The 22,193-nt window shown below is 61.3% G+C and carries 10 protein-coding genes; 5 read left to right on the top strand and 5 right to left on the bottom strand.

Annotation, left to right across the window (positions count from 1 at the left end; translation table 11 throughout):
- Positions 1-15 precede the first annotated feature (15 nt).
- Both KB201_RS15355 and KB201_RS15350 read right to left on the bottom strand, forming a co-directional pair.
- Positions 16-4,641: an Eco57I restriction-modification methylase domain-containing protein gene (locus KB201_RS15355; RefSeq protein ID WP_211539670.1), complete on the bottom strand. Its 4,626-nt coding sequence runs from the start codon at positions 4,639-4,641 to the stop codon at positions 16-18.
- A gap of 3 nt (positions 4,642-4,644) precedes the next feature.
- Positions 4,645-7,506 carry a helicase-related protein gene (locus KB201_RS15350; protein ID WP_211539668.1) on the bottom strand — a complete coding sequence of 954 codons (2,862 nt, stop codon included), beginning with the start codon at positions 7,504-7,506 and terminating at the stop codon, positions 4,645-4,647.
- 209 nt (positions 7,507-7,715) lie between these two features.
- Here KB201_RS15350 and KB201_RS15345 point away from each other — a divergent pair, with 209 nt between their 5' ends.
- The 5 genes from KB201_RS15345 (at position 7,716) to KB201_RS15325 (ending at position 21,326) form a co-directional block, all read left to right on the top strand.
- Positions 7,716-11,120 carry a hypothetical protein gene (locus tag KB201_RS15345; RefSeq protein ID WP_211539666.1) on the top strand — a complete coding sequence of 1,135 codons (3,405 nt, stop codon included), beginning with the start codon at positions 7,716-7,718 and terminating at the stop codon, positions 11,118-11,120.
- Positions 11,117-16,048: a DEAD/DEAH box helicase gene (locus tag KB201_RS15340; protein ID WP_211539664.1), complete on the top strand. Its 4,932-nt coding sequence runs from the start codon at positions 11,117-11,119 to the stop codon at positions 16,046-16,048. The genes KB201_RS15345 and KB201_RS15340 overlap by 4 nt, the downstream gene beginning before the upstream one ends.
- A 68-nt stretch (positions 16,049-16,116) precedes the next feature.
- On the top strand, positions 16,117-17,913 hold the full coding sequence (locus KB201_RS15335; RefSeq protein ID WP_211539662.1) for a hypothetical protein: 1,797 nt from the start codon (positions 16,117-16,119) through the stop codon (positions 17,911-17,913).
- 54 nt (positions 17,914-17,967) lie between these two features.
- A complete protein-coding gene (locus tag KB201_RS15330) occupies positions 17,968-20,016 on the top strand; it encodes an AAA family ATPase (protein ID WP_211539660.1) in 2,049 nt (682 codons plus the stop codon).
- On the top strand, positions 20,013-21,326 hold the full coding sequence (locus KB201_RS15325; protein ID WP_211539658.1) for an McrC family protein: 1,314 nt from the start codon (positions 20,013-20,015) through the stop codon (positions 21,324-21,326). Before KB201_RS15330 ends, KB201_RS15325 begins: the two co-directional genes overlap by 4 nt.
- On the opposite strand, the gene KB201_RS25250 is transcribed toward KB201_RS15325, so the two are convergent.
- The 3 genes from KB201_RS25250 to KB201_RS15310 form a co-directional block, all read right to left on the bottom strand.
- On the bottom strand, positions 21,289-21,450 hold the full coding sequence (locus KB201_RS25250; RefSeq protein WP_374193942.1) for an SHOCT domain-containing protein: 162 nt from the start codon (positions 21,448-21,450) through the stop codon (positions 21,289-21,291). The two genes, KB201_RS15325 and KB201_RS25250, sit on opposite strands and share 38 nt — an antisense overlap.
- A gap of 28 nt (positions 21,451-21,478) precedes the next feature.
- A complete protein-coding gene (locus KB201_RS25245; RefSeq protein WP_374193941.1) occupies positions 21,479-21,724 on the bottom strand; it encodes a PH domain-containing protein in 246 nt (81 codons plus the stop codon).
- A gap of 119 nt (positions 21,725-21,843) precedes the next feature.
- Positions 21,844-22,032: a hypothetical protein gene (locus tag KB201_RS15310; protein WP_211539654.1), complete on the bottom strand. Its 189-nt coding sequence runs from the start codon at positions 22,030-22,032 to the stop codon at positions 21,844-21,846.
- Positions 22,033-22,193 lie beyond the last annotated feature (161 nt).

Below are 22,193 nucleotides of genomic sequence, written 5' to 3'. Positions count from 1 at the left end.
GCATCTCCTTTGAAATCAATTGTCAGACTTGAGGTTTGTGAAGTAGTTATGGGCGTCTTCCATATCGCGTTCGCGGTCGACGCCGGTGAATGGTTCCCGATACGTGATGCCGTCGACGGTGAGGTTAGCCGGCCTGAGCGAGCCCTTCTTGCGGTACTCGGAGGCAAGCTTGGCTGGGAGCTGACGGCCGGTTGCGTCGTACAGGGCATCGCGCTCGTACTTCTGCAGGACCGGGAACTGGGTGCGGTAGATAGTCAACAACTCCTCCGCCGTGATCCCGAGCATGACCGCGACGAGTGCGTCGATCTCGACTAGGGCCTGGCGACGGTCGGCGGCGCGGCGCAGCGGCGTTGCCCACTCCCAGTGCCTGCCGGCCTTACCGAGCGGGGTGCGGCTGACGTAGTCGACACCAACTCCCGGAACCCACGAATCCTGCTGCCACACATCGTCATACAGCTCCTCCCATAGTGGCGCGTACGGCTCAACGATGCAGTTGAGACGAAGGCTTCTAAGAAGGAGTTGTGAACTAAGAGGGTGGTCTTGTACGTGCGGAAAGCGGCGAATGACATTCTGCGTGAGATCCGAGACGCCTGCAACCTTGACGAAGAAGTCCACCGCGAGTGATGACCAAAACCCTGCTGCTAAAGCTGTGTCCCGGGTGTTGCTGATTCTTGCGGATAATACAAGGTGCATATGGCACGGCCCAGGGGGAATTATCGCTGGGTGGACTGTCCGAACATTTCCTGAGTTGCACATTCTTCGCCAGGCGAGCCGAAAGAATTCTGAGCTTGGGCGATTGTCCCATTTGGGATAGGCTGAAATGTACTCATCATAGGGTTTGGCGATTTGATAGCTGGTTCTGGGGATGTAGTTGGTTTCGATCAGGTCGAGAGCAGTTTCCGAGTAATCTTTGTTGCTCCGCATAGTCTCATTTGGGGTCTGGTACAGCGGATTTGATACTGTCAGATGTGGTCCTTGAAGGATGACGTCTCTCCAATCGCTTGCGATTGCAGACTTTGATATAAATAGGTCGCGTTGGCGATCTGTGGTCTCGTTCCAGCCGAAGGTCCAGTCAAAATCGACCTCACCCAGCCTTGGCACGGCCGCCATCTTGCCCAGAACTCGTGCGCTTGCGGCGTTGATTGGGTAGAGAATGCGAGCGTCGAGGGCGTTCGTCCCCGGTTCGTCAACCAGATTAGCCCACGTGGACAGCACTGATTTGTCTACTTCGATTATTCTCTGCGCGTGGGGACGCAGGTCCCAGTCCCCAACATCGTCCTTAATGCCAGGTGCTGCGCCAGACCCATCGTGGTTGAGCGACCTAGAGACGGTGTCGGGATGGTATAGCGAGGATGCTTGCATGAAGCGTGGTTCTAGCTCCCTGCCGTAAATGTGTACTGCGTACTCGATCGCATTGTGTATCTCGAAGAGCCGTTGTTCGTTCCTGAACTGCCAGTGTCGCCGTAGTCGTCGGTATGCTGCTTGCCGGAGACTCTTTGCGCGCAGCTCTGTGAAATGACTATCTTGGTGAATCAGGCCAACAATGCCGTTCGGGGCCGCGGAACGCCATGTCTGATCCATGAAGCACCGATACAGATCAGTTCGAAGTCCCGCCAGCACTGGTCGGTCGACACCTGATCCCAGCTGTTCTGTGACGGCAGACTGTTCGGCGCGTTCGTCGAGAAAGGCTCTCAGTAATTCTGATCGATCGAGGGCGTCTCTTCGTTTGCGTCGTTTGATCGTTTCGGCAGGTTTGTCCGCGAGTTGCCACCATGGGTCGAACTCTGCCAGTACCCCGGCTTCGTCCCAGTCGGGCCGTACCCACGGCGGATTTCCAACCTGCAGGTCGAAGCCGCCGCGCGCAAAGACCGGCGCGAAGTCCAGTTCCCAGTGAAAGTAGCCCTGCGTGTCAGCGATGCTGGCGGCAAGACTTAGCCACTGGAAGCTGTCGAGCGCTTTCTCAATCGGCAGCGCCTGCGCGAAAGTACGATCAGCGTCCTCAGCGACATCGAGTTCCCGCCAGCTCATGTCTCCGGCGAGGCTGGTCTGGCCGTACTTCTCGAACTTCCCGGCTTTCGGCGGCACACCCAGGATTGCCTCCAGGCCACCGACCCACTGATCCCAGTCTGGCGGCTCGATGTCCGTGGTCAGCGGCCACGACCAGATTGCGCACCATGCATCCATCGCCCGACGCACTCGGCGGTACGCGCCGTCCTCGTCGTGCAGCACTCGCTCGATCTGCTCGCGCGTTACCACGGACGAGTGGTCGACGGGGTCCGAACCCCACAGGTGAATGTCGCGACGGATCTCCGACTCCGCAATCGTCAACCTGCGAATTGTGAACTCCCACAGCGTCTCTACCCGCTGCGCGAGCGCGGCGAGGCGCTTGTTGATGTCCTTGCTCGGGTACTTGCGGATCTTGTTACGCCACAGCCGCAGTTCCTCGCGCTTCTCCGGTGCATATGTCTTGGCTTCGGCGGTGTCGATTACCGCGCCCCAGCCCTCGGACGGAAGAAGGAAGTGGTGGATGCCGGCGCCAATGGGGTTTCGACCAGGCTCAACCGGCGAGGGGGACGGTTCAACGGGGGACGAGAGCGGTACGTCTTTGGCCGGTGTCTTGAGCCACTGCTTCTTCGTCAGCAGGCTCGGCGCATACACCGATCGCCGCGCACCGATCAGCGAGTTGCCGCGACGAAGATGCAGACCGAACCAGGGCGCCTGCAGACCGGCAACCATCGTGTCCAACCACAGGGAGATCTCCGCCAACTCCACGGCGGTGGCATTGAGGTCCACGCCGTACACCTGGTGGAGCGCGATGTGTGCCTTCACCTTCTGCAACTCCAGCGGGTACTGGTCGGCGTCGATCAGCTCGCCCAGATCCTCTTGCTTGCGCTTCAGGTACTCGGCCGCCAACTGCCTGACGGCCTCGATCGCGAACGCACCCGACCCAAGGGCGGGCTCGCAGATGGTCAGGTCGAGGATCTGCTCAGGTGTTGTGCGTTCGTCGTTCTGGTCGAGCAGCTCTTCGAGTGCTTGGGAGACAACGAACTTCGTCAACACTTCGGGGGTGTAATACGACGCCGACTGCTGGCGCTCGCGGCCGGCGAGCCGGAACACGAACGTACCCTTGCGGTGCAGCACCGGCTTTTCCTCGCCGGTCGCCTCGTCGACCGCGCGGACGAAGTCCTTCTCGTCGAGATGGTCAGAGCGGCCTACCGGGACCACCCACGAACCCTTCTCCGGGTCACCGTTCTTTGCGACCTCGTACAAATCCTCCTCTGCGAAGAACCCGGTATAGCTCATCAGTCCCTCGTAGACTGCGCCAAGCTGGTTAATGCCCAGCTCCGCGTACGAGATGAAGCCGCGTTCGGCGCCCTTACGTCCCTTCGATTCTTTCGACAGCAGTAGGTGCTCAAGCACTCGCTGGGTCGCTTCGTTGCCTAGGCCCACCTCGTCGATCAACGCCGTCGCCTCGGGTTTGAACAAGTCGGCGCGCAGCGGCTGAAATTGCAGGCCCGGTGCTGGATCGTCCGCGACGTTCTCCCGCACTGCCGGCGAGTGCCCCCGGTCGACCAGTCGGAACAGCGTCGCCAGCGACTCGTACAGATGAGTACCGGTGCGGGCCTGCTCTGATACCAGCTCGGTGAGGGTCAGCTCCCGCAACCGGTCGAGGCCGTAGCCCTCCTCGTATTCCGCGGCGCCGGTCGGCAGCACCCGCATCTCCGGCGATGCCTCCGCGTACAGCAGGAACAGGATTCGGTAGAGGAACCGCAGCGAATGCTTCGCGAGGTCTTGCCCGTCGATCCCGTCGAGTGTCAGGCTTTTCGCAGCGCGGCGACGAACCACTTCGTTGGCGATGATCTCGATGGATAGCCGGATGCCCTCGCGCAGATCCTTCGACACCCCGACGGTGTGCTTGACCGAATCCTCCAGCACCCCCGCCCACCAGATGTTGCCGTCCGCATCCGGCAGCAGCGCCTGCCGTCCGAACACTGCGGCGACGCGGTCGATCTCGCCACCCTTCGCTTCGTGCCGACGCTCCGCAACGACGAGTAGGTCCACGGCAAGGTAGCGGCCCTCCGCCCAGCGCTCGGCCTCGGCGAGTAGCAGCCACTGCCCGGCCTGCACAACCACGAACGCCGGCGGTGCATCCGAGCGGAACGCCGCTGACACCGCCTTCGACGCCGAATCGATCGGCTTGCCGTCCTCGACGGCCGGCGCTATCAGGAGCCCCGTCTCCGGATCGAGCACATCCTCGATCGACGCCACCGGAACCGCCTGCAGGAACAGCACGCTCGAAGTGCCGTCGAGTTTCGCGTCCGGGATCTCCAGTTCGGAGCCGGCACGATCGGCGGTGAACGTCGCCAGCACGGCCGGGTACCCGAACGTGGTCCGGGCGAGGGCGTGCGCCTCCGGTGCGGCGTCCGGGCTCTCCGCCAGCCCGGCGAGCGCGGTCTGCAGGGCGCCAGCGGCAGCGAGCAGATCGTCGCGGACCGTCGTCCGACCCTCTTTCTTCTCCGCATCCCACAACTTGCGCAGCTCCAACACCTTGCCCTGGAACGACTCCTTCGCCGAGTCCGTGGTGAAGTAGTGCTCGCTGATCCAGTCTTCGCCGATGACGATGGAATCGAAAGACGCCACGACCTACTGGTCCTTTCCGGAGGCGTTGGGAACGATGAGTAACAGCGGCCGCACCAATTGCTGAGTGGGGGCGAGGGATTCGGCGAGGCGCTGCTCCTCCGCGATCCGGCGAGACAAGGTGTCCACTTTCTTTCGCTGACCACCGAAGAGTTCGAGATGTTCGGCGCCCGTGCGCCACCGATCAGCACGCCGCCGCCACCGTGCCAGCCGCTCGGTAGCAGCGGACTCCTGTGCAGCAAGCACCATCTGCATCGCTGTCGATGCTTCGTCCACTGCGATCGGAACCAGCGCCCGATACCGTTCCGCGTCGACGACCGCGCCGGGGTTAGCCGACCCCGGCCGCAGTCCGGTATCGGAGGTGAGAAAGTCCAGGTTCGGCAGCGTCTCGACCGCGCAGAACGAAGGGTTGTTCGGATTAGGGAACTCGGCCGTCGAGAACACCCGAGAGATGAGCTGGCCGCGCCGGTTCATCAATGTCCCCATCAACAACACCGTAGGGGAGTCGACGTCGCCGCGTATCACGAAGATCTGGTTGCGGCCCAACGCACTCAACGCGCGGTCACTGGCCCAGTCCAGCACTGGATGCAGCGGTCCCAGGTAGTGCGCCTCCGGCCACGTCGTGTTTGCGACGCCCTTGCCCTCGCGGGCCGCGGCGAGCTGCGCGTTGCCGACCTCCGGGGAGGTAGCGAGGGTGAGACGTTCGAGGACCTTGCCGTGCTGCAGGTAGTTCTGTGGCAGCTGCCCGAGACGCTGCCGCAGATCCCGCGGCGGAGTCAGCTCCGCGACCGCGTGGTTAGCATGCACCCTCCATCCGACGCCACCTGCCTCCAGCGTGGCGTGCGGGACGTCGTGGAACGCGGCCTTGAGAGCCTCGTCGAGGAATGTGAGGTCATCGGGGTACAGACTTTGCCGTGGGGCCTGCGGCAGCGCGGCCGTCGGGTCGTCGTCTGGGGTTTCCTCGAGGTCGAACTGCGCGAAGAACGCGTCCAGATCGTCGCCGGCGGCCACGTCCTCGACGTCGCGGATCTGTTCGTCGAGGGTGGACTTGCCGATCAGGACGTCGCGGATCGCGTTTTCTTCGTCGGTCACGGAGTGCTTGCCCATGAGGGACGCTACGTCGCCAAGGGTCCCGTGCGCCTGGTTCTCCCGCTGAAGGAGGCGAGACAGCACGCGCAGGTCACCGGAGAAGTCGGGGTCCGACGGTTGAAGGATGAGTGACGAGATCACCGGCGGATGCTTTTGCCCGTAGCGGTCGACGCGGCCGTTGCGCTGTTCGATGCGGATCAGCGACCACGGGATGTCGAAGTGAATCAGGTGGTGACACTGCGAGTGCAGGTTCACGCCTTCGGAGGCGACATCGCCAGTAACCAGCAACCGGATGGGCGAGGTTTCGAGTTTGAAGCTGTCGACAATCTCCTGCTGTTCGACGTCGGACAGACCGCCGTGCAGCATCGCGACGTTCTCGGGCTTGAGCCCGAGTTGCTTGGGCAGGTGATCGGCTAGCCACCGAAGGGTGGCCACTCGCTCGGCAAAGACCACAGCTCGCATCGGCGACTTGGCGCCGACGCCGATCTCCTTGAGCCGCCGAACGAGGGCCGCCTGCTTGCCGGTTGAGTCGTTAAGCGCCTTTGCGTTCAGCTCGTCGAGAGTGGTGAGGGCGGCGAGCTCAACGGCTTGTTCCGGGACAGACGTGTCGAGCTTGGTTCGACGCTGTCTGATCGACTCTGCGAGTGCAGCAGGGGAGGAGAGGAACGCTTTGGCCAGGGTCCACGGGAAGAGAGCCTTCGTCTGGCCTGAGTATGGAGAACGGCCACTCTCTGGGTGCAACCACGTCTGGGCGAGTTCACTGGCGACGGCGTCTTCGGCGGGCGACGGATCCACTAGCTTGTGTACCGGTTCGGCTCGTTCAGCCCAGTCACTGCCCACCTCGGCCGCAACCTCCGGATGGTGCCGGTGTCGTCGAATGAGCAGTGAGGCGACGTCGTCCTTGGTGAACGAGCCGTCCGCCGCGACAGCGGTGGGGTCCAGGAGACGCAACAACTCGGCGAAAGACTCCTCGCGACCGTTGTGGGGGGTTGCTGAGGCCAGGATGAGCGCTTCAGTGTTCGGTGCCAGCACACGTGCCAGCTCGTTGTTCAGAGTCCCGACGTTTGTCAGGTTGTGCGACTCGTCGATCACCACCGCGTCCCAGTGCTGTCGCTGCAGGTGCGCCTTGTAGCGAGGGCTTTTGAGGGTGTCGATCGAGATGATCGCCCGTTTGAAGTAGGTGAACGGGTTGCGGGTGGCCGGTAGCTTCTGCCGCACCTTCTGAATGCCAGCCGAGTCGAGCCGCACGAACGGCAGCGCGAAGCGGCACCACAGCTCGTGCTGCATCTGCTCCAGTACGTGCTTCGGGGTGACGATGAGAATGCGTTCGCCACGGCCGCGTCGAACCAGCTCCGACAGGATCATGCCGATCTCGAGCGTCTTGCCCAGACCTACAGCGTCGGCGATCAGGATGCGCGGGCGGATGTGCTGCGGGTCCAGAGCCTTCGCGACCGCGGCGCGCTGGTAGCCGAGCGAGTCCGCGAGCATCTGCGTGGACACGGTGAGGGTCTGGTCGCCGTAGGGGAACGGAGTCTTACGAAGAAGAGCCTCAAGCCACAGACGTGAGTCGCGATATCCCGACGAGCCATCAGCGACGACCTGCGCGTCGCGCGGGTCCTGCACCTCGATCGTGTCCAGGCTGGAGTAGAACGTTGCTGTTGTGTCCTTGACCAACTCGGTCAGTCCACGGCCCTTGATCAGCCAGCCGTCGGAGCCCTGCTCGGCGGACGTGACCAGCCACTCCTCGTCACGCACCACGACGATCGAGCCAGGTGCCACATTCAGTTCTGTAGTCGGTGCAGAAATCTTGCAGCCCTCCGGATCGCGACGTCTGCTCAAGACGCTATCGCGTAGTTCGACCGATTCGTCACACCGGAGGGTGGGAGCGTCGTGGAGGTGTAGCTCGTCCAGACGACAGTGGGGGAACTCGCCTTAAATGTCGGATATCAGTGGCACAGTGAATCGCGCTGACGAGCAGGAGGTAACAGATGGGCTCCTACCTGGCAGACCAGGCGAGCGACGAAGAGAATCGAATTCGCGAGGCACTCAAGGGCGTTGGGCTGTTCTTTGAGCTGAACTTCGACGAGGACGAGCTCCGCCGTGCTCAAGAGCTCTTTGGTCGGCTCGTCGTGCAGGCTTCCGGATCCGGCACCGAGACGACTCTGATCAGCCGATATCCTGCGCTGACTTTGACAACAATGGTTGGCCACGCCGGTCTCTCGTACGAACAGGGACGTTATTGGGACAGCTTTTGGGACGAACTAGGGCTCGACCGCAACCAGGAGTTCGAGGCCGAGCTGCGGCATGCGCTGTTCAAGCTGTTGCGGAAGTTCAAGCTTCGCGAGTTCCCGGACTTCCCCGGTCGGACGTACGTCATGGCAATGGCACTGCATGCCGGGATCCCCGTGCACTGCCTCAGCGATCTTGTCGACGTGATCGAAGAACATGTGCAGCACGGACGCGACGCCACTGGGGCGGCCCTACTCGAGTGGCTGACCGAACCTGGTATGGACTACCGCTTAGGGCGGCTCGACGTGCCGGTGCGCAACTTCCTCGCGCTAGGTGGAGAGACCGCGGTCAACGTCCTTGATCGCATCATCGAGTTCCTCGTGTTCACCCTCGAACACCCTGAGGTCTGGAATGACCTCGAGCTCGAGACTGCAACGACAGGACTCCCGACGCTGGTTCTCAACGGGTTGATTGAGCGGCTCCGGGATCGGCCATTCCTAGCGGACGCCGACGAGAGCGCTACGAGACGCGCGCTTCGAACGAAGAGTGGGCCGTCAATTGCGTACTCTCTTGATGCCGACGAAGTCTGCGTGGGTGTTCCATACCCCGAATCGGGTGGGGACTCTCCATGGAAGGTGACAACTGGCGGCACGACCCGCGAAATCTTCGCGGAGCGTGGCTGGGGCGTCGACGATGGCGAACACCCATTGACGCCCGTTTCGATTACCGAACCGGCTCGCGAAGTTACGATGCGCCACGAGGCGTCGGACGCTACGTACCGTGTGTCTGTCTTCGACTCCGCCGATCCGCTACTGCTCTTCAGCCCTGACGGTCGGCTCATTCCAAGTCAGAGTGCACTGCCGCGTGGGATGGTATTTGCACTGCATCCCAAGGATGCGACTGTCTTCAATGCTGTGACGCGGGAGGAAATAAGCGCAGCAGGCGATGCAGCGGTTCCGTCCGGGTGGAGTGGGTGGCGGTTTTATCCCCTAGACCTCGCCGGCCACGCTTCGATCGTGCTGCAGCGTGCGGGCAAAGACGGGGTCATACGTGGCGTGCGCTCGCTGGGTTCGCCGTCCTTCGACCTCGGAGCTCCCATTCCGGGTGTACATACCCCGAGCGGGCTGAGCGTGTATGCACATCGACCCGCCGTAGACCTGCCGCCATACGTCGGAGACGAGCCAGTCGTGTGGCGGGTCAGAACCCGGCGAGTGGGTGACCGTCAGTGGCTGACCGACTGCGAGTGGGACTCTGACACCGAAGTGACAAGCCTCGATCCGTTCGATGGTGTGGAGGATGCTCTCCTAGGTCATTACGAGGTAGTGGTCAGAGGGGAGCTCGGCGCTGATCAGCGGCTCGCACTCGTACTGGCTGAAGGCCTTAAGGTCGACTACGAGACGCCGTTTCGAAGGCCCGTCATCGGTGGACTGACCCCCAGTATCTGTGTGATCGCTTCTGATTTTGGCGTTCCGATCGATGCTGAGGTGCTTGAGTTCGGGGCGAGTGACCGAGAGAAAGACATCAGGGTTGGTAGCGCAGGCCATGCCTATAAGCTCGTCGTTCGACCGCCACACTTCGAGTTCCGCATCGACGAGTCTGGTACGCCGGCGCAGTGGCGGTCGTCATCACTCGTTTCGTCGCCTGCCGACTTCGAACGGCACGGCGTCATCGCGGTGAGAGTGCCGAATGTCAGGTCAGTGACGTTTGCACTGCTAGACCACCTGGGTGAGGTACTTCAGTCTGAGTTTCAGGAACGTCGCTCTAACAACGTATTTCAGGTCGCGTCGCGTCGGTTTGTGGACACAGTCCGCCGTGCGAGCATCTCGCGCCTCATCGCTAGCGTCGAGTCGCAGGACGGCAGCCGTGACGAGATTACCCTCGCCGACATTCGACCCGCGCGTCTTTGTAGCGCGACCACTCTAGACGGTCACGACCTGGTCTTTGAGGGTCTTGCGGACACCGAGGATCTCGGCGTGTGGGTGTGGTCGGCCACCGCTCCGTGGACGCCAGTCAAGCGGCTCGCGATCGACAACAATCGCGCGACGCTACCTGACGATCTGCACGACGCGGGCGACCTTATCTCCGAGGTCTTCGCTGATGACCCCTTTGCAGTGATCTCGCGGCCGCTGGGACCCAGTGGTGACGCCATTCGCGTACACCAGAGCGGGTGGAAGCGGCACGCGGACCCTGTACTCGACGGGCTCGCCCAATTCCTTGCTGGCGTCGGCAAGCCGCCACTCGTGGCCGCAGCAGCAGACGGCGCTTGGGCGGCGCTCGCATTGCTGCCCTGGGACAAAACCGATTCGACGTCGGAGCGGCTACGCGGCGGACTCGTTCAGATCGTCCTCAAGCATCCGCGGTCTGCGCTGGAAGCCCTCGGAAATAGCGTCGTCCCCCAAAACGACATGATGGCACTACTAATCCGGACGCACCTTGTCGATCGTCCCTACTCAGCAAGCTTCACACTGAACGACTTGCACCAGAACCCCTTCGTCGGTTGCATGGTCGAAATCGCCGACCTCCCGGCTCTACGAGCACAGGGCGCCAACGCCGCAACGGAGCGTGCGGAGACGTTGGCATATCTCAAGACACAGGGTGGGGAAGACCTCATCGCGCTATTGCGCTCAGGGAAGATGGTGAATCCCCAAGAGGGAGTCTTCAGCCGAAGTGACCTCGCCTACGACGCTCTGAGTGACGAACAGGTAGCAGAGATCTTCGAGTACGCCCGATTAGTACCCGGACCCCTCCTCAATCCCGATACACGAACGAACGCAGCGATCGAGGTATTTAATCGCCGACGGGAGTGGACTGCTGATCCTATTGCCAGAGAACTGGCGAGCCATGTTAGTCGCGCGCTTGCCGCCGTGAAAAAGGCGTCACCGGCTCTGTATGACGCGATTAGGGCGCGAGACGAGCGCCTTGACGGTGTCGATACCGCTGAGCATCCGTGGATGCTGCTGTCAGTCCAGTCCCTGACTCTTGCTGCAATTGCGCGCCTCGACTCACGGGGAGAGTTTGAGTACCCGCCAATGACCTCAGACATGAGACATGCCTGGTCTGTACTCGCCAGCAACTTTCCGACCATGGTCGCTGGTGACCTCCTGGTAGCTGAGGCACTCGCTGCACACGCCACGCACGGAGATCTGATTGGAGATGGCGCATGACCGCCCGCCTTGACCCCCTCGCAGCCAGTGCTTCTATCGAAGCGACCTATCGGCGGTACTTGAAGACGTTGCTGGCGCCGCGAGACCCAGACTTGGCGAAGGCCTTCGACGATGCGATAGATGGATCTGACCTTCTCACCAAGGGACCTCTCCTCGAGGTGACGCCACCCTACTCTCCTGGGGCGTCGCTGTCCGACTTGATCGACGACGGCACACTGCATCGCGACTTCTCTCTGCTGGACAGCGACGCACTGCCGATGACGAGACCGCTTTACCAACATCAGGAGACTGCGATCCGCAAGGTCGCTCGCGGACGCAATCTCGTTGTCAGCACGGGCACAGGTTCGGGTAAGACGGAGAGCTTCCTGGTCCCAATTCTCAACTCGCTCGTCGCGGAACGCGCTACTGGGACGCTAGGCCCCGGTGTCCGAGCTTTGCTCCTGTACCCCATGAACGCGTTGGCCAACGACCAGCTGAAACGACTGCGGGCCCTGCTCAAGGGGATGCCTGACCTCACGTTCGGCCGTTACACCGGCGAGACCGAGCAGTCTCGTCGCGACGCGGAGTCGACCTTCCGGGCGGCGAACCCCGGACAAGAACGATTGCCGAACGAACTACTCAGTCGCGAGGAGATGCGGGCCAATCCACCACATCTGCTTCTCACCAACTACGCCATGCTCGAGTATCTGCTGCTCCGTCCAGCTGATCTCGACCTCTTCGACGGCGACCACGCCGGAACATGGCGGTATATTGCTCTCGACGAAGCGCACGTCTACGACGGTGCACAGGGAGCTGAAGTCGCTCTGCTGCTGCGACGTCTGCGCCAACGAGTAGGACGCGACCGTCCCCTGCAATGCATCGCCACCTCGGCCTCCCTGACAGGGAAAACGCCTGACACACAGGGACATGAAGCAACTACTTTCGCACGCAACCTCTTCGACGTACCTTTCGAGTTCGATGCGCATGATACTGAACGCCAGGACCTCGTCATCCCCACGCGCCTTCGGCGAAGCGATACACCGACGTGGAGCTTCGACGACGATGAGTTACTTCATCTCGCACGACCTGACGCGGATCTGAACGTCCTCGTCGACCGCGCGAGCGGCGACCCGGCCGACGCCCTGCATACCGAGAAGCATGTCAGTGACCTGCAAGCGATCCTCGCTCGCGGTCCAGTAAGTGCTCGCGAACTCGGAGCGCAGCTATGGCCGGATGCTCCGAGTAGCGGAAAGAATCTGGAGGCGCTTGTCGCTCTCGGCTCCAAGGTGCGAGATGCGAGTGGAAACCCGGTTCTGTCCGCGCGCTACCACCTCTTTGTAAGGGCCACTGAGGGCGCATACGTGTCGTTCGGCGACGAAGGGCCACGGGTCTTGCTTGGCCGCCACGAGGTTGATCCACACACCGGGCGTGCGGTCTTCGAGTTCGGAACCTGCCAGAGGTGCGGTGCAGTCCACCTCGCGGGCGATCGTGAGGTAGTGCAGGGGAGGGAGTTCTTCCGCCCGGCGACCAAGGACGGCCAGGTGAGATGGCTCGTTCTAAATAGTACGCCGGGTGAGTCGATGGTCGATGAGGACGAAGCAACGCTCGCTCAAGACGGTGAGTCTTCAGCCGACACACACGTAAGGCACCTCTGCGCAGGCTGTGGCGCCCTCGGGTCAGACCTCTGCACCAACTCTGCGTGCCCTGGGGGACCCGTGCTCCAGGTTCGTGAGCATGCGCGAACGGCAGCGGTAATGAGTAAATGCACTGAGTGCGGCGCGCGGGCCCGCCAAGTTATCCGCCGGCTGCGTACAGACACCAACGCCGCACCCGCAGTCATTACCACCGCGCTGTATCAACACTTACCGCCAGCCTCGGACGAAACCGTCGAGGAAGTCGGTGAAGGTCGCAAACTGTTGATGTTCTCGGACTCCCGCCAAGCCGCCGCTTTCGCCGCACCGTACATTGATAAGACGTACGGTCGAATGATCGAACGTCGTTATCTAACAGCGGTTCTGACTGATCCGAAGTATCGAGGTGAGCAGCTCGCTGCAGAAGACTTGGCCGACTACGCCGCCAAGGAGGCTATCGCCGCCTACCACTTCGAAGAAACTGCGACCCGGGCAACGATCAAGCGCACCGTCAACCCTTGGGTTATGGCCGAGCTGATGGCGCTGGATCAGCGTCAGTCGTTGGAGGGTCTCGGCCTCATGGCTGTGCGGATGTTCCGCTCCCGTCGAGCGCAGCTGCCACCTGCGTTCGCGGCTCTCGGACTTACCGACGACGAAGCCTGGGGTCTTCTCGACGAATTACTCAAGGTTGTGAGACTCCAGGGCGCAATCACATTACTCGACGACGTCGACATCAAAGCGGAGATATTCGAGCCCCGCAATACTCAGATCCGGATTCGTTCGATGAACTCCGATCCTAAGAAGCGAATCATCAGCTGGCTACCCGCCGGGCGGCCAGGAACGACGAACAATCGAATCCTGTTCGTTCGTAAAGTACTTGCCGCACTAGATGCGGACATGTCCGCGGAGAAACTCTTAGAAGGCTGCTGGCGGTTCCTTCTCGATCAGCAGGCGTTCCGACTGGTAGCCGATCGGTCGGCCGGCGACGTATACCAGGTCGACCACACCAGGTTGAGAGTTCTCCCCGGCGACGACTGCGACTGGTTCCAGTGCTCATCCTGCCGACGACTCACCAGCAATAACGTGAGAAGTGTGTGCCCTCACGGAACATGCGACGGAAAACTGCATCCTTCTCGAGTGCCGGCGGTGGAGGACGACACCCACCACTACCGCACCCTCTACCGGACCATGTTGCCGGCGCCACTCTCGGCGAAAGAACATACAGCACAATGGGAGTCCAAGGCGGCCGCCGCGATCCAGCGTGAATTCATAGACGGCAAGGTGAACGTCCTCTCGTGCTCGACAACGTTCGAGCTCGGCGTCGACGTCGGCGATCTTCAGTCAGTTGTGCTACGAAATGTGCCTCCAAAGACGTCAAACTATGTGCAACGTGCTGGGCGCGCTGGTCGACGTGCTGCGTCGGCCGCTCTAGTACTCACCTACGCGAAGCGAAGCTCGCACGATCTCTCCAAATATCAGAATCCGGAGTCGATGATCGCTGGGGAGATGCGGATCCCCTGGGTGCCCATCGAGAATGAGCGAATCGCGCGCCGACACGCGCACTCAGTGGCGTTGTCTGCATACTTCCGTCACCGATTCGAGTACGACGGGCTTACGTGGAAGCACGCTGGTGAGTTCTTCTCTCCTGATGAATCCGGCCAAGATTCGCCTGCTTCGCAGGTCCAGCTGTACCTAACTCCCGTTCCGGAAGCAGTTGACGCAGCCGTGCGCCGAGTCCTTCCAACTGCCCTCGCCTCCGCGATTGGCATCGACGACGGCAGTTGGGTCGATAAGCTGTGTGATCTGCTCTCGGTGGCGGAGCAGGATATGCGCAACGACCTCGACACGTACAGGGCGCTGATCGAGGAAGCGAAGGCAGCAAACAACCTCGCATTCGGTGGTCGCCTGCAAAAGACTCTGAAGACGATCGAGAGTCGCCAGCTCCTTGGTTACCTGGCCAACAAGAATATCCTCCCGAAGTACGGCTTCCCCGTGGACACCGTCGAACTGCGGACGTTGCACTGCGAGAGTGAGGTTGGGGCTTCGCTCGAGCTGTCGCGCGATCTTAGTCAGGCGATCTACGACTACGCACCAGGTAACCAGGTCGTCGCTGGTGGCAAGTTGTGGACCTCCCGGGGCCTGCACAAGCTACCGAAGCGTGAGCTCGTCGAGATGAAGTACCGCACGTGTAAGACGTGCGGCCAGTTTCAGTGCGGCACTGCGCTCGACCTGGATGAGGCATGCCCCAGCTGTCAGCAAGACTTCTCGAAAGTCCGTACGTTTATTGTGCCTGAGTTCGGATTCGTCGCCGACCGCAAAGTCGACGACGTGAAGCCGGAGCCTCCGCAAAGACGTTGGGGAGGTGACAGCTATGTCGAGGACCTGGGCGAGGTGAGTGACCCGTTCCCTTGGGAGTCAACCGGCGGGGTCAGCGTTGAAGCTCGAGCAGGGACCCGCGCGCGCATGATCGTGATTTCCGATGGCGGTGCGGCGGGCTTTCAGCTGTGCGGCCGGTGCGGCTGGGCCGCGCCGGCCACCATGAAGCCCACCCGGGGTGGCCACCAGAGGCCGGCGACAGGTGCGCCATGCGACGGCTCTGTACGCATCGTGTCATTAGCCCATCGGTATGAGACGGATATCGCAGAGTTCTCGTTCAGTTCGGTGTCGTACGACAAGACATCCGAATCACGCTGGCTATCTGTTCTGTACGCGCTGTTGGAGGGTGCCTCAGAAGCGCTTGAAATAAGTCGCGATGACATCGATGGCACACTCTCGTGGACCGCGGATGGACGCCGGAGCATCGTGCTCTTCGATACCGTTCCGGCCGGCGCCGGAGCGTCAAAGAACATTGCCGAGAACCTGGACCGGGTCATCCAGTTCGCCGTCGATCGGGTCGCCCGATGTGATTGCGGAGCGGAGACATCCTGCTACGGGTGCCTGCGATCATTCAAGAATGAGAAGTTCCATGACCAGCTATCACGGGCGGGAGCGCTGGAGATCTTCGCGGCGCTCAAAGTCGAGGCGTCGAAGAATCTAGTAGACGGTCCCTGGGGTGAAACGCTTGCGTACACGTCGCAGGCTGTCGTCGAACTACTGACGGCACTCGCCGAGCGCGGCGTGGCGAAGCCTGAAATCGGCGTCGAACTCGGTCAGCATCTTTGGCCTGTCGAGGCCGTGTGGGAGAGCGTCAGGGTCGTACTGGTCGAGGGCGACGACTCCGATCGCGATACGGATCTCGCGAATATCGGATACACGATCGTGCCTGTCGCGGACGCCAATCCAGACCGCCTCGTCGGCATGCTCCCGAAGTTGTCCTAGCGCAGCAACACCGCTCACTGCAAGCGGACTACGACACCCCGCATTCCTCGAATCAGTTAGGAGACAGCATGAAGCTCGTATTCCTCCATGGAGTTGGCGATGGCAACCCGGACCTCGAATGGTTAGCCGGACTCAATCGAGGACTGTCGCGCATCGACGCGCCAGAAATCAGTTCGGATGATGTCATCGCGCCCCGATACGCATCGTTATTGAACACCGACGGTATCAAGTCCAAGCATCCTGGAATCACCTACAAGGTCAAGAACGACCACGATGCACGAAGAAAGTTCGAGCGCCGTCAAGCGCGAGTGCAACGGATGCTCCGTCGGACCGGCGACGTTCGAGCGTTTGGCCTGAACGGCGTACCGGACGTCATGGTCCAAGCACTACAGGCCGCCGGCATTAACTTCGCGCCCGCCGCCGTTCTGAAACAGGTCAGACGCTATCTGACGGATGAAGACCTTCGCGGTGCGGTTCTAGGCAATATCCTCGACGATCTGCCGACGTCCGGCGAGATCGTACTAATAGGACACAGTCTCGGAAGCGTCATCGCCATCGATCTGCTTGACCACCTTCCCGAGAAGCTCCATGTCACGCGGTTCATCACCGTCGGCAGTCCCGCAGGGTCAGAAGCGTTGCACCGGGGCAGCGACCGCATTCTCAAGCGGTTCCCGTATGCGCGGGTCGATGACTGGTCAAACTTCATCGATTCACGAGACCCCGTGACCGCCGGCCGTGGCCTCGCTCGCATCTTCGCCGGAGCGCAAGATTTTCAGATCAGCGGAGCTGCCAAGCACTCAGCCCACCTGTATTTGGGACACCCGGCGGTCGCTCGTCTGGTGACGGACGTCGTGCACGGCGACACTGTTAAGGGTCCGGAAACCTCGGCCGAGAACGCAGTAGTGCTCCGTCTCGGAGACCAGGAGGCCGGCTCGCTGCTCGCGCTTGCGTACGCGAACAACGTTGCGAGCTACATCGGCGATCGCGACACCAAAGTTCGGTACGAACACGCACTCAACGTTCTGCAGGACAACTTCGTACAGGAATTGTTGGCGCTAAGCGGTGAGGGACGGCAGCTGCCGCCCGAACTAGCGGCGTTGAGCGAGGATCGCGTACCTCCACTTCCGCGTCGCTGGGACCTCACCGAGGCCGTCACACAAGCGGTTGTTCTCGCATTCACCAACGTCCTAGACCCGTATGAGATCGAAGTAGGGGATGCACGGGTCCGGGCCCTGCCGAATCTCTTCGTTGAGCTGGGCTTCCGTAGCAGTGTGGGGGACACGGTGAGGGAGGCGGTCACAGAGGTGACGGCCTGTCTAAATAGCGACAAGGGCATCTTCGGTACCAAGACCCGCGTGATGATGGCTGCAGCGGGAGTCGCACTTCTCGCTGCGGGACCCATAGGCCTTGCCGTCGCGGGTTCGGCCACTGCGGTCGGCGCGGCGGCCATCACCAGCAGCCTGGCGGCGTTTGGCCCAGGAGGAATGGTCGGAGGCCTAGCCATGCTCGGTGGTCTTGCGTCCACGGGCGCAGTGGTCACGACGGCCGCCGCAACTGTCCGCGGTGGGGCACCAGCCGTCTCGCTAGACCCGACGAGTATCGCGATTCAGGTCGCCACTGCGCATGCGTTAAAGCAGGCGGGGGAGCCGCATGATGCAGATCTGTGGGCGCGACTTGCACTCGCCGAGAGCCAGATTTCAGCTGAGCTTAATCGGCTATCGGTCTTCAGCGATGAGAAGGCGCCTGCGAGACTGCAGCTAGCTAGCACGCTTGACGTCGTCGAGAAGCTCATGACGTTCATGCGAGACCACCAATTGCTGCCAGTCGACCTTGCATCGCTCCAAGCTGAGCTGACCGCGAACTGACGACTGGCCATAGCACGCCCTTCCTATCGCAGCAGACTACGAAAAGAGCTCACTGTGGACTTCAACGAAGCCGTAGCCGCCGGCTACGCGGACCGCGACGAGGACGTACGGGCCGAACAAGAGCAACAGCGAACTGCCTTCCTCGAGCGCTTTCCGCTCGAGTCGTGGCAGGACATGACATTGGCCCACTACGCGTTGAACGCCGGCAACATCCGGAACAACTACTCCTACTATCTGGAGTGGGGCACCCCGAACCTCGGCAGCATCGCAGGAGGCAGTGCCCACAAGCACGTGATCTTTCGACGCACCACTGGTGAGTGGGCCTACCCGAGCGGGTTTGGAAGCGTTGACGAGGCTTGGGCCGCATTGCATATCGGTTTCAAGCGAATGTTCGAGCTTGCAAGTGATGGCGACTGGACGTCGACTTCCGAGATCGACATCTTGCGCGGCGCGAAAGTCGTGCGCCTGAAATCGCTGTATCTGTATTTCCCCGACAAAGTGCTACCGGTCTACAGCCACAGCCACTTGTCGCACTTTGCGCGAGCCTTCGACCTAGACACCTCCGGTGATGCGATCGACATCAACCTGCGGTTACTGGCGCATCTGCGCAGCTACTCCGAACTCGCTGATCGAGACTCGCTCGACTTCGTCGGACTTCTCTACGCGTGGTCGCCGCCTCCTGGCTCCCGCAGCCCAAGGTATTGGAAAATCGCGCCCGGCGAACGCGGTCGTCTGTGGGAAGAGTGCGTAGACGGTGGCTACATCTGTGTGGGCTGGGATGAGATCGGTGACCTGTCGCTATTCACTACGGAGGACGATTACACATCAGCTTTCGCGGACGAATTTAGCGGGCTATACAACGGCAACAAGTCAACAGTCACCCGGAAGTCGAAGGAACTGTGGCGACTGACGGAAATAGCGGAGGGCGACCAGATAGTCGCTAACCGCGGAACGTCAGAAGTACTGGGTGTTGGTACCGTGACGTCCGCTGCGTATCAGTGGCGACCCGAACGCTCTGAGTACAGACATACGGTCAACGTCAAGTGGGATCTGGATGTACATCACCAACTCCAGGAACCGGTAAAGCGCTGGGCGACAACTACCATCGCAAGAATCCCCAGCACGATCATCGAAAAGATCCTCAACCCGGGCATTAAGCCTCCGGTCCCGTCTCCGATCGAGAACGAGGATCCTGAGGCGGAGGCGGCCTATACGCGCTGGAGGAGCATTCTCGAACGCAAGGGACAACTGATCTTCTACGGCCCACCGGGGACCGGAAAGACACGCGCAGCGAAGAACTTCGCCGATTGGCTACTGCACGAGCAAAGTGCACAAGTGACGCAGGGTCAGCTTACGGAGGTGACCTTTCACGCGTCCTACGCCTATGAGGATTTCATCGAGGGGTTCCGGCCAAGGTCTGGTGAGTCCGAGCTCAAACTCGAATTGCGGGACGGGCTGTTCAAGCGCATCGCCAAGCAGGCTGCGACTGATGTCGATCGTACGTACGTCATCGTCATCGACGAGATCAATCGGGCTGATGTCCCGCGGGTCTTCGGTGAGCTGATGACGGTGATCGAGCGGTCGCGTCGCGGCCAAACAGTGACTCTGCCGACGAGCGGCGAGCGTCTTGCGGTCCCACCAAACGTTATTGTCCTGGGGACTATGAACACCGCTGACCAAAGCATCCGTTCACTTGACGCCGCGCTCCGGCGTCGCTTCGGGTTCGTCGAACTTCTGCCGGACCCGGATCTTTTAGCCGACACGACAATTGACGACCTGCCGCTTGACCAGTTCCTACAGCAACTGAACGACCGGGTCGCTCAAATCGCGGGCCGCGAGCGGCAGATAGGCCACTCATACTTTCTTGACAGTGGCCAACCTATCGAGTCGGCCGAGGCCTTCGGCGAGGTGATCCGCACCGACATCATCCCGCTTCTACAGGAGATCGTGTACGACGACTACGCACAATTGCGGAACTTCCTAGGCAACGGCATTGTCGACGTAGGCGCGTCGCGGCTCACCCCGATCGTCGACGACGACTCTCAGCTAGTTGCGGCGCTGGCCGCCAACTACGGCCTCACGATGCAGACCACGCCCGAATGATCGAGATCTCCGAGTACTCGACCGGAACTGGTGATCTAGCCCCACTCGCGCTCGACGAGCAAGAGCGAATGCGGCTGGCGCTGGGTAACAGGTTGTCAGTATCTTGGTTATCCGATGATCGGGTAGAGGTGCGAGCTACCTCGTTCGTGGGCAGCATCGACCTGACGCCGGACCTTCGTGTACGAGTGATCCCAAAGCTCGCTGGCGGTGATCTCGGCGTACTAACCATGCTGGCTGTCACCAATGGATGCATCGCGCACGATCTACCTCGGTACTTTCGCGGATTGTCGCCGGACCCCGAAGAGGATGCGACGCAGCTACTCTGCCGGCTCGTGGTGACACACGTCGAGAGCCTCGTGACACGCGGTCTGATCCGAGACTACCGAGGCCACTCTGACGACCTGCCGTTCCTCCGGGGTCGGCTCGACGTGTACCGGCAGGCCACGGTGTATTTCGGCAAGTTCAACGCGTTGGCCTGCGCGTTCGACGAGTTTGACCATGACACGATTGAGAATCACCTCCTGTTGGCCGGTGTGCAGGTGGCGCGCAAGGTTGCTGTTGATGCTCGATTGCGTCGTCGCGCAGCAGAACTCGAGGATCGCCTCAAACAGATCGCCCCGACGTTGCCGGCCATTACGGAGCTGCTTACCACTCCCATCGTCTACGGTCGTCGAACCGAGCCGTACCGCGCCGCCCACACGTGGTGCCGTTCATTGCTCGATCTCACCCGTGTCAGCGATACAGTCGAGTCGGGCCGACGCGTGGACGCGTTCTTGATCGACATGAACCGGCTCTATGAGCGGTTTGTCGAATGGCTGATAGATCAAGTGATTGCCGGGTCGGGCGTCAGTATGCAAGCCCAGAAGCGCAATCCATCCCTCATCACCGTCAATGGGGAATCGCGACGGTCCATCGCACCCGACCTCGTGCTGGGCCGAGGGGAGCGTCAGTGCGCGATCGATTCGAAGTACAAGCGTTACGACTTCAAGACGATCTCCAATGAGGACATCTACCAGCTGCTGCTGTACGCCCAGTGTTATACGGGGTTCACCCGTGTACCGACGTCATATCTCTTATTCCCCGCCGGTGAGACCTCAATCGTCGAGATGACGGTCGAACTTACGATTCCCGGCGAAGGTCCCGACCGACGGGTCCGAATCAAGGCGGTCGGCATTCCGCTGCAGAACATTGTTCGTGGACTCCGAGAGGGTGACAGCGCACCGCTGGAGGCAACGGTCGAAGGGCTTCGTGCCGTGCTGCAGGCTGCGGTGTCTACATCCGAGAGAGAATCTGAGTTCTCTTCTCCGTGAACTCTTCCTCAGTCAAAATCCCGGCGTCTCGAAGCTCGCCCAGCTTTCTGATCTGGTCGATCGCGTCAGTGTGATTGTGTCCCGGAGCCGTCGACTGGATGCCTACGTCAGCTGCCGGGGCCACCGGCGCAGCAGAGGTGAAATGTCGAGTGTTAGCAAGGTTGTGTGTTGATTTTCGCTTGGTGAGCCACACGGTTGATGGTGTCTACTGCCTGTCTGGGACTCGGCACATCGGTGAGGACGACCTGCTCGACGCCCGTTTGACGGTGGATGTGGACCACGATGTCGCCGACCCCGCGAGACTTCTGAACCATGGACTGGCGCAGGTCAATGTCGAAAAGCTGGTTCGTGGGCACCTGCTGCGCGTTCGTCGTGAACGTACCGTGCTCGAAGAACAGGGTCGTAGACGTCAGCCGGTACCGGCCTCCACCAAAGCCCGAAAGCGGTTGCCCCTTCGCCGACCACAGGACATCCGGTGAAGAGTTGAGCGACGCGGCCTCGCCGACGGTTCTGGCGGTCAGATCTGCTGCGGCAGATTTGACTCATTGGTAAAGCTTGCCAGGCCCGATACCTTGCCGTCATCGACAACTAGTGTCCAACCCTCCGGCGCCGCCGGCCACGATGGGTCAGGTGCCCAGCCCTCTGGTGGCAGCCAGCCCTCAGGTGCCTCGGGCCAGCCTGGAGCTGGGTTGAACTTCTTGGCCATGTGGTTCCTTCAATCTGTTCGTAAGCGCAATCGATATCAAACCACGTCCGCTGCGTCCGCTCGAGGGCCTGTACTCCGGCGATTTGTCCATGGCCGTGAGAAAGTCCCCATTGGTGGCCAGGTCGAGGTCCCCGCTGGTGGCCAGATAAAAGTCCCCACCC

The sequence above is a fragment of the Gordonia sp. SCSIO 19800 genome, from assembly GCF_018132775.1.
In the GTDB taxonomy this organism is placed as follows: Bacteria; Actinomycetota; Actinomycetes; order Mycobacteriales; family Mycobacteriaceae; genus Gordonia; species Gordonia hongkongensis.
The sequence above is the reverse complement of the archived record's forward strand: the minus strand, read 5'-3'. Positions and strand labels throughout refer to the sequence as shown.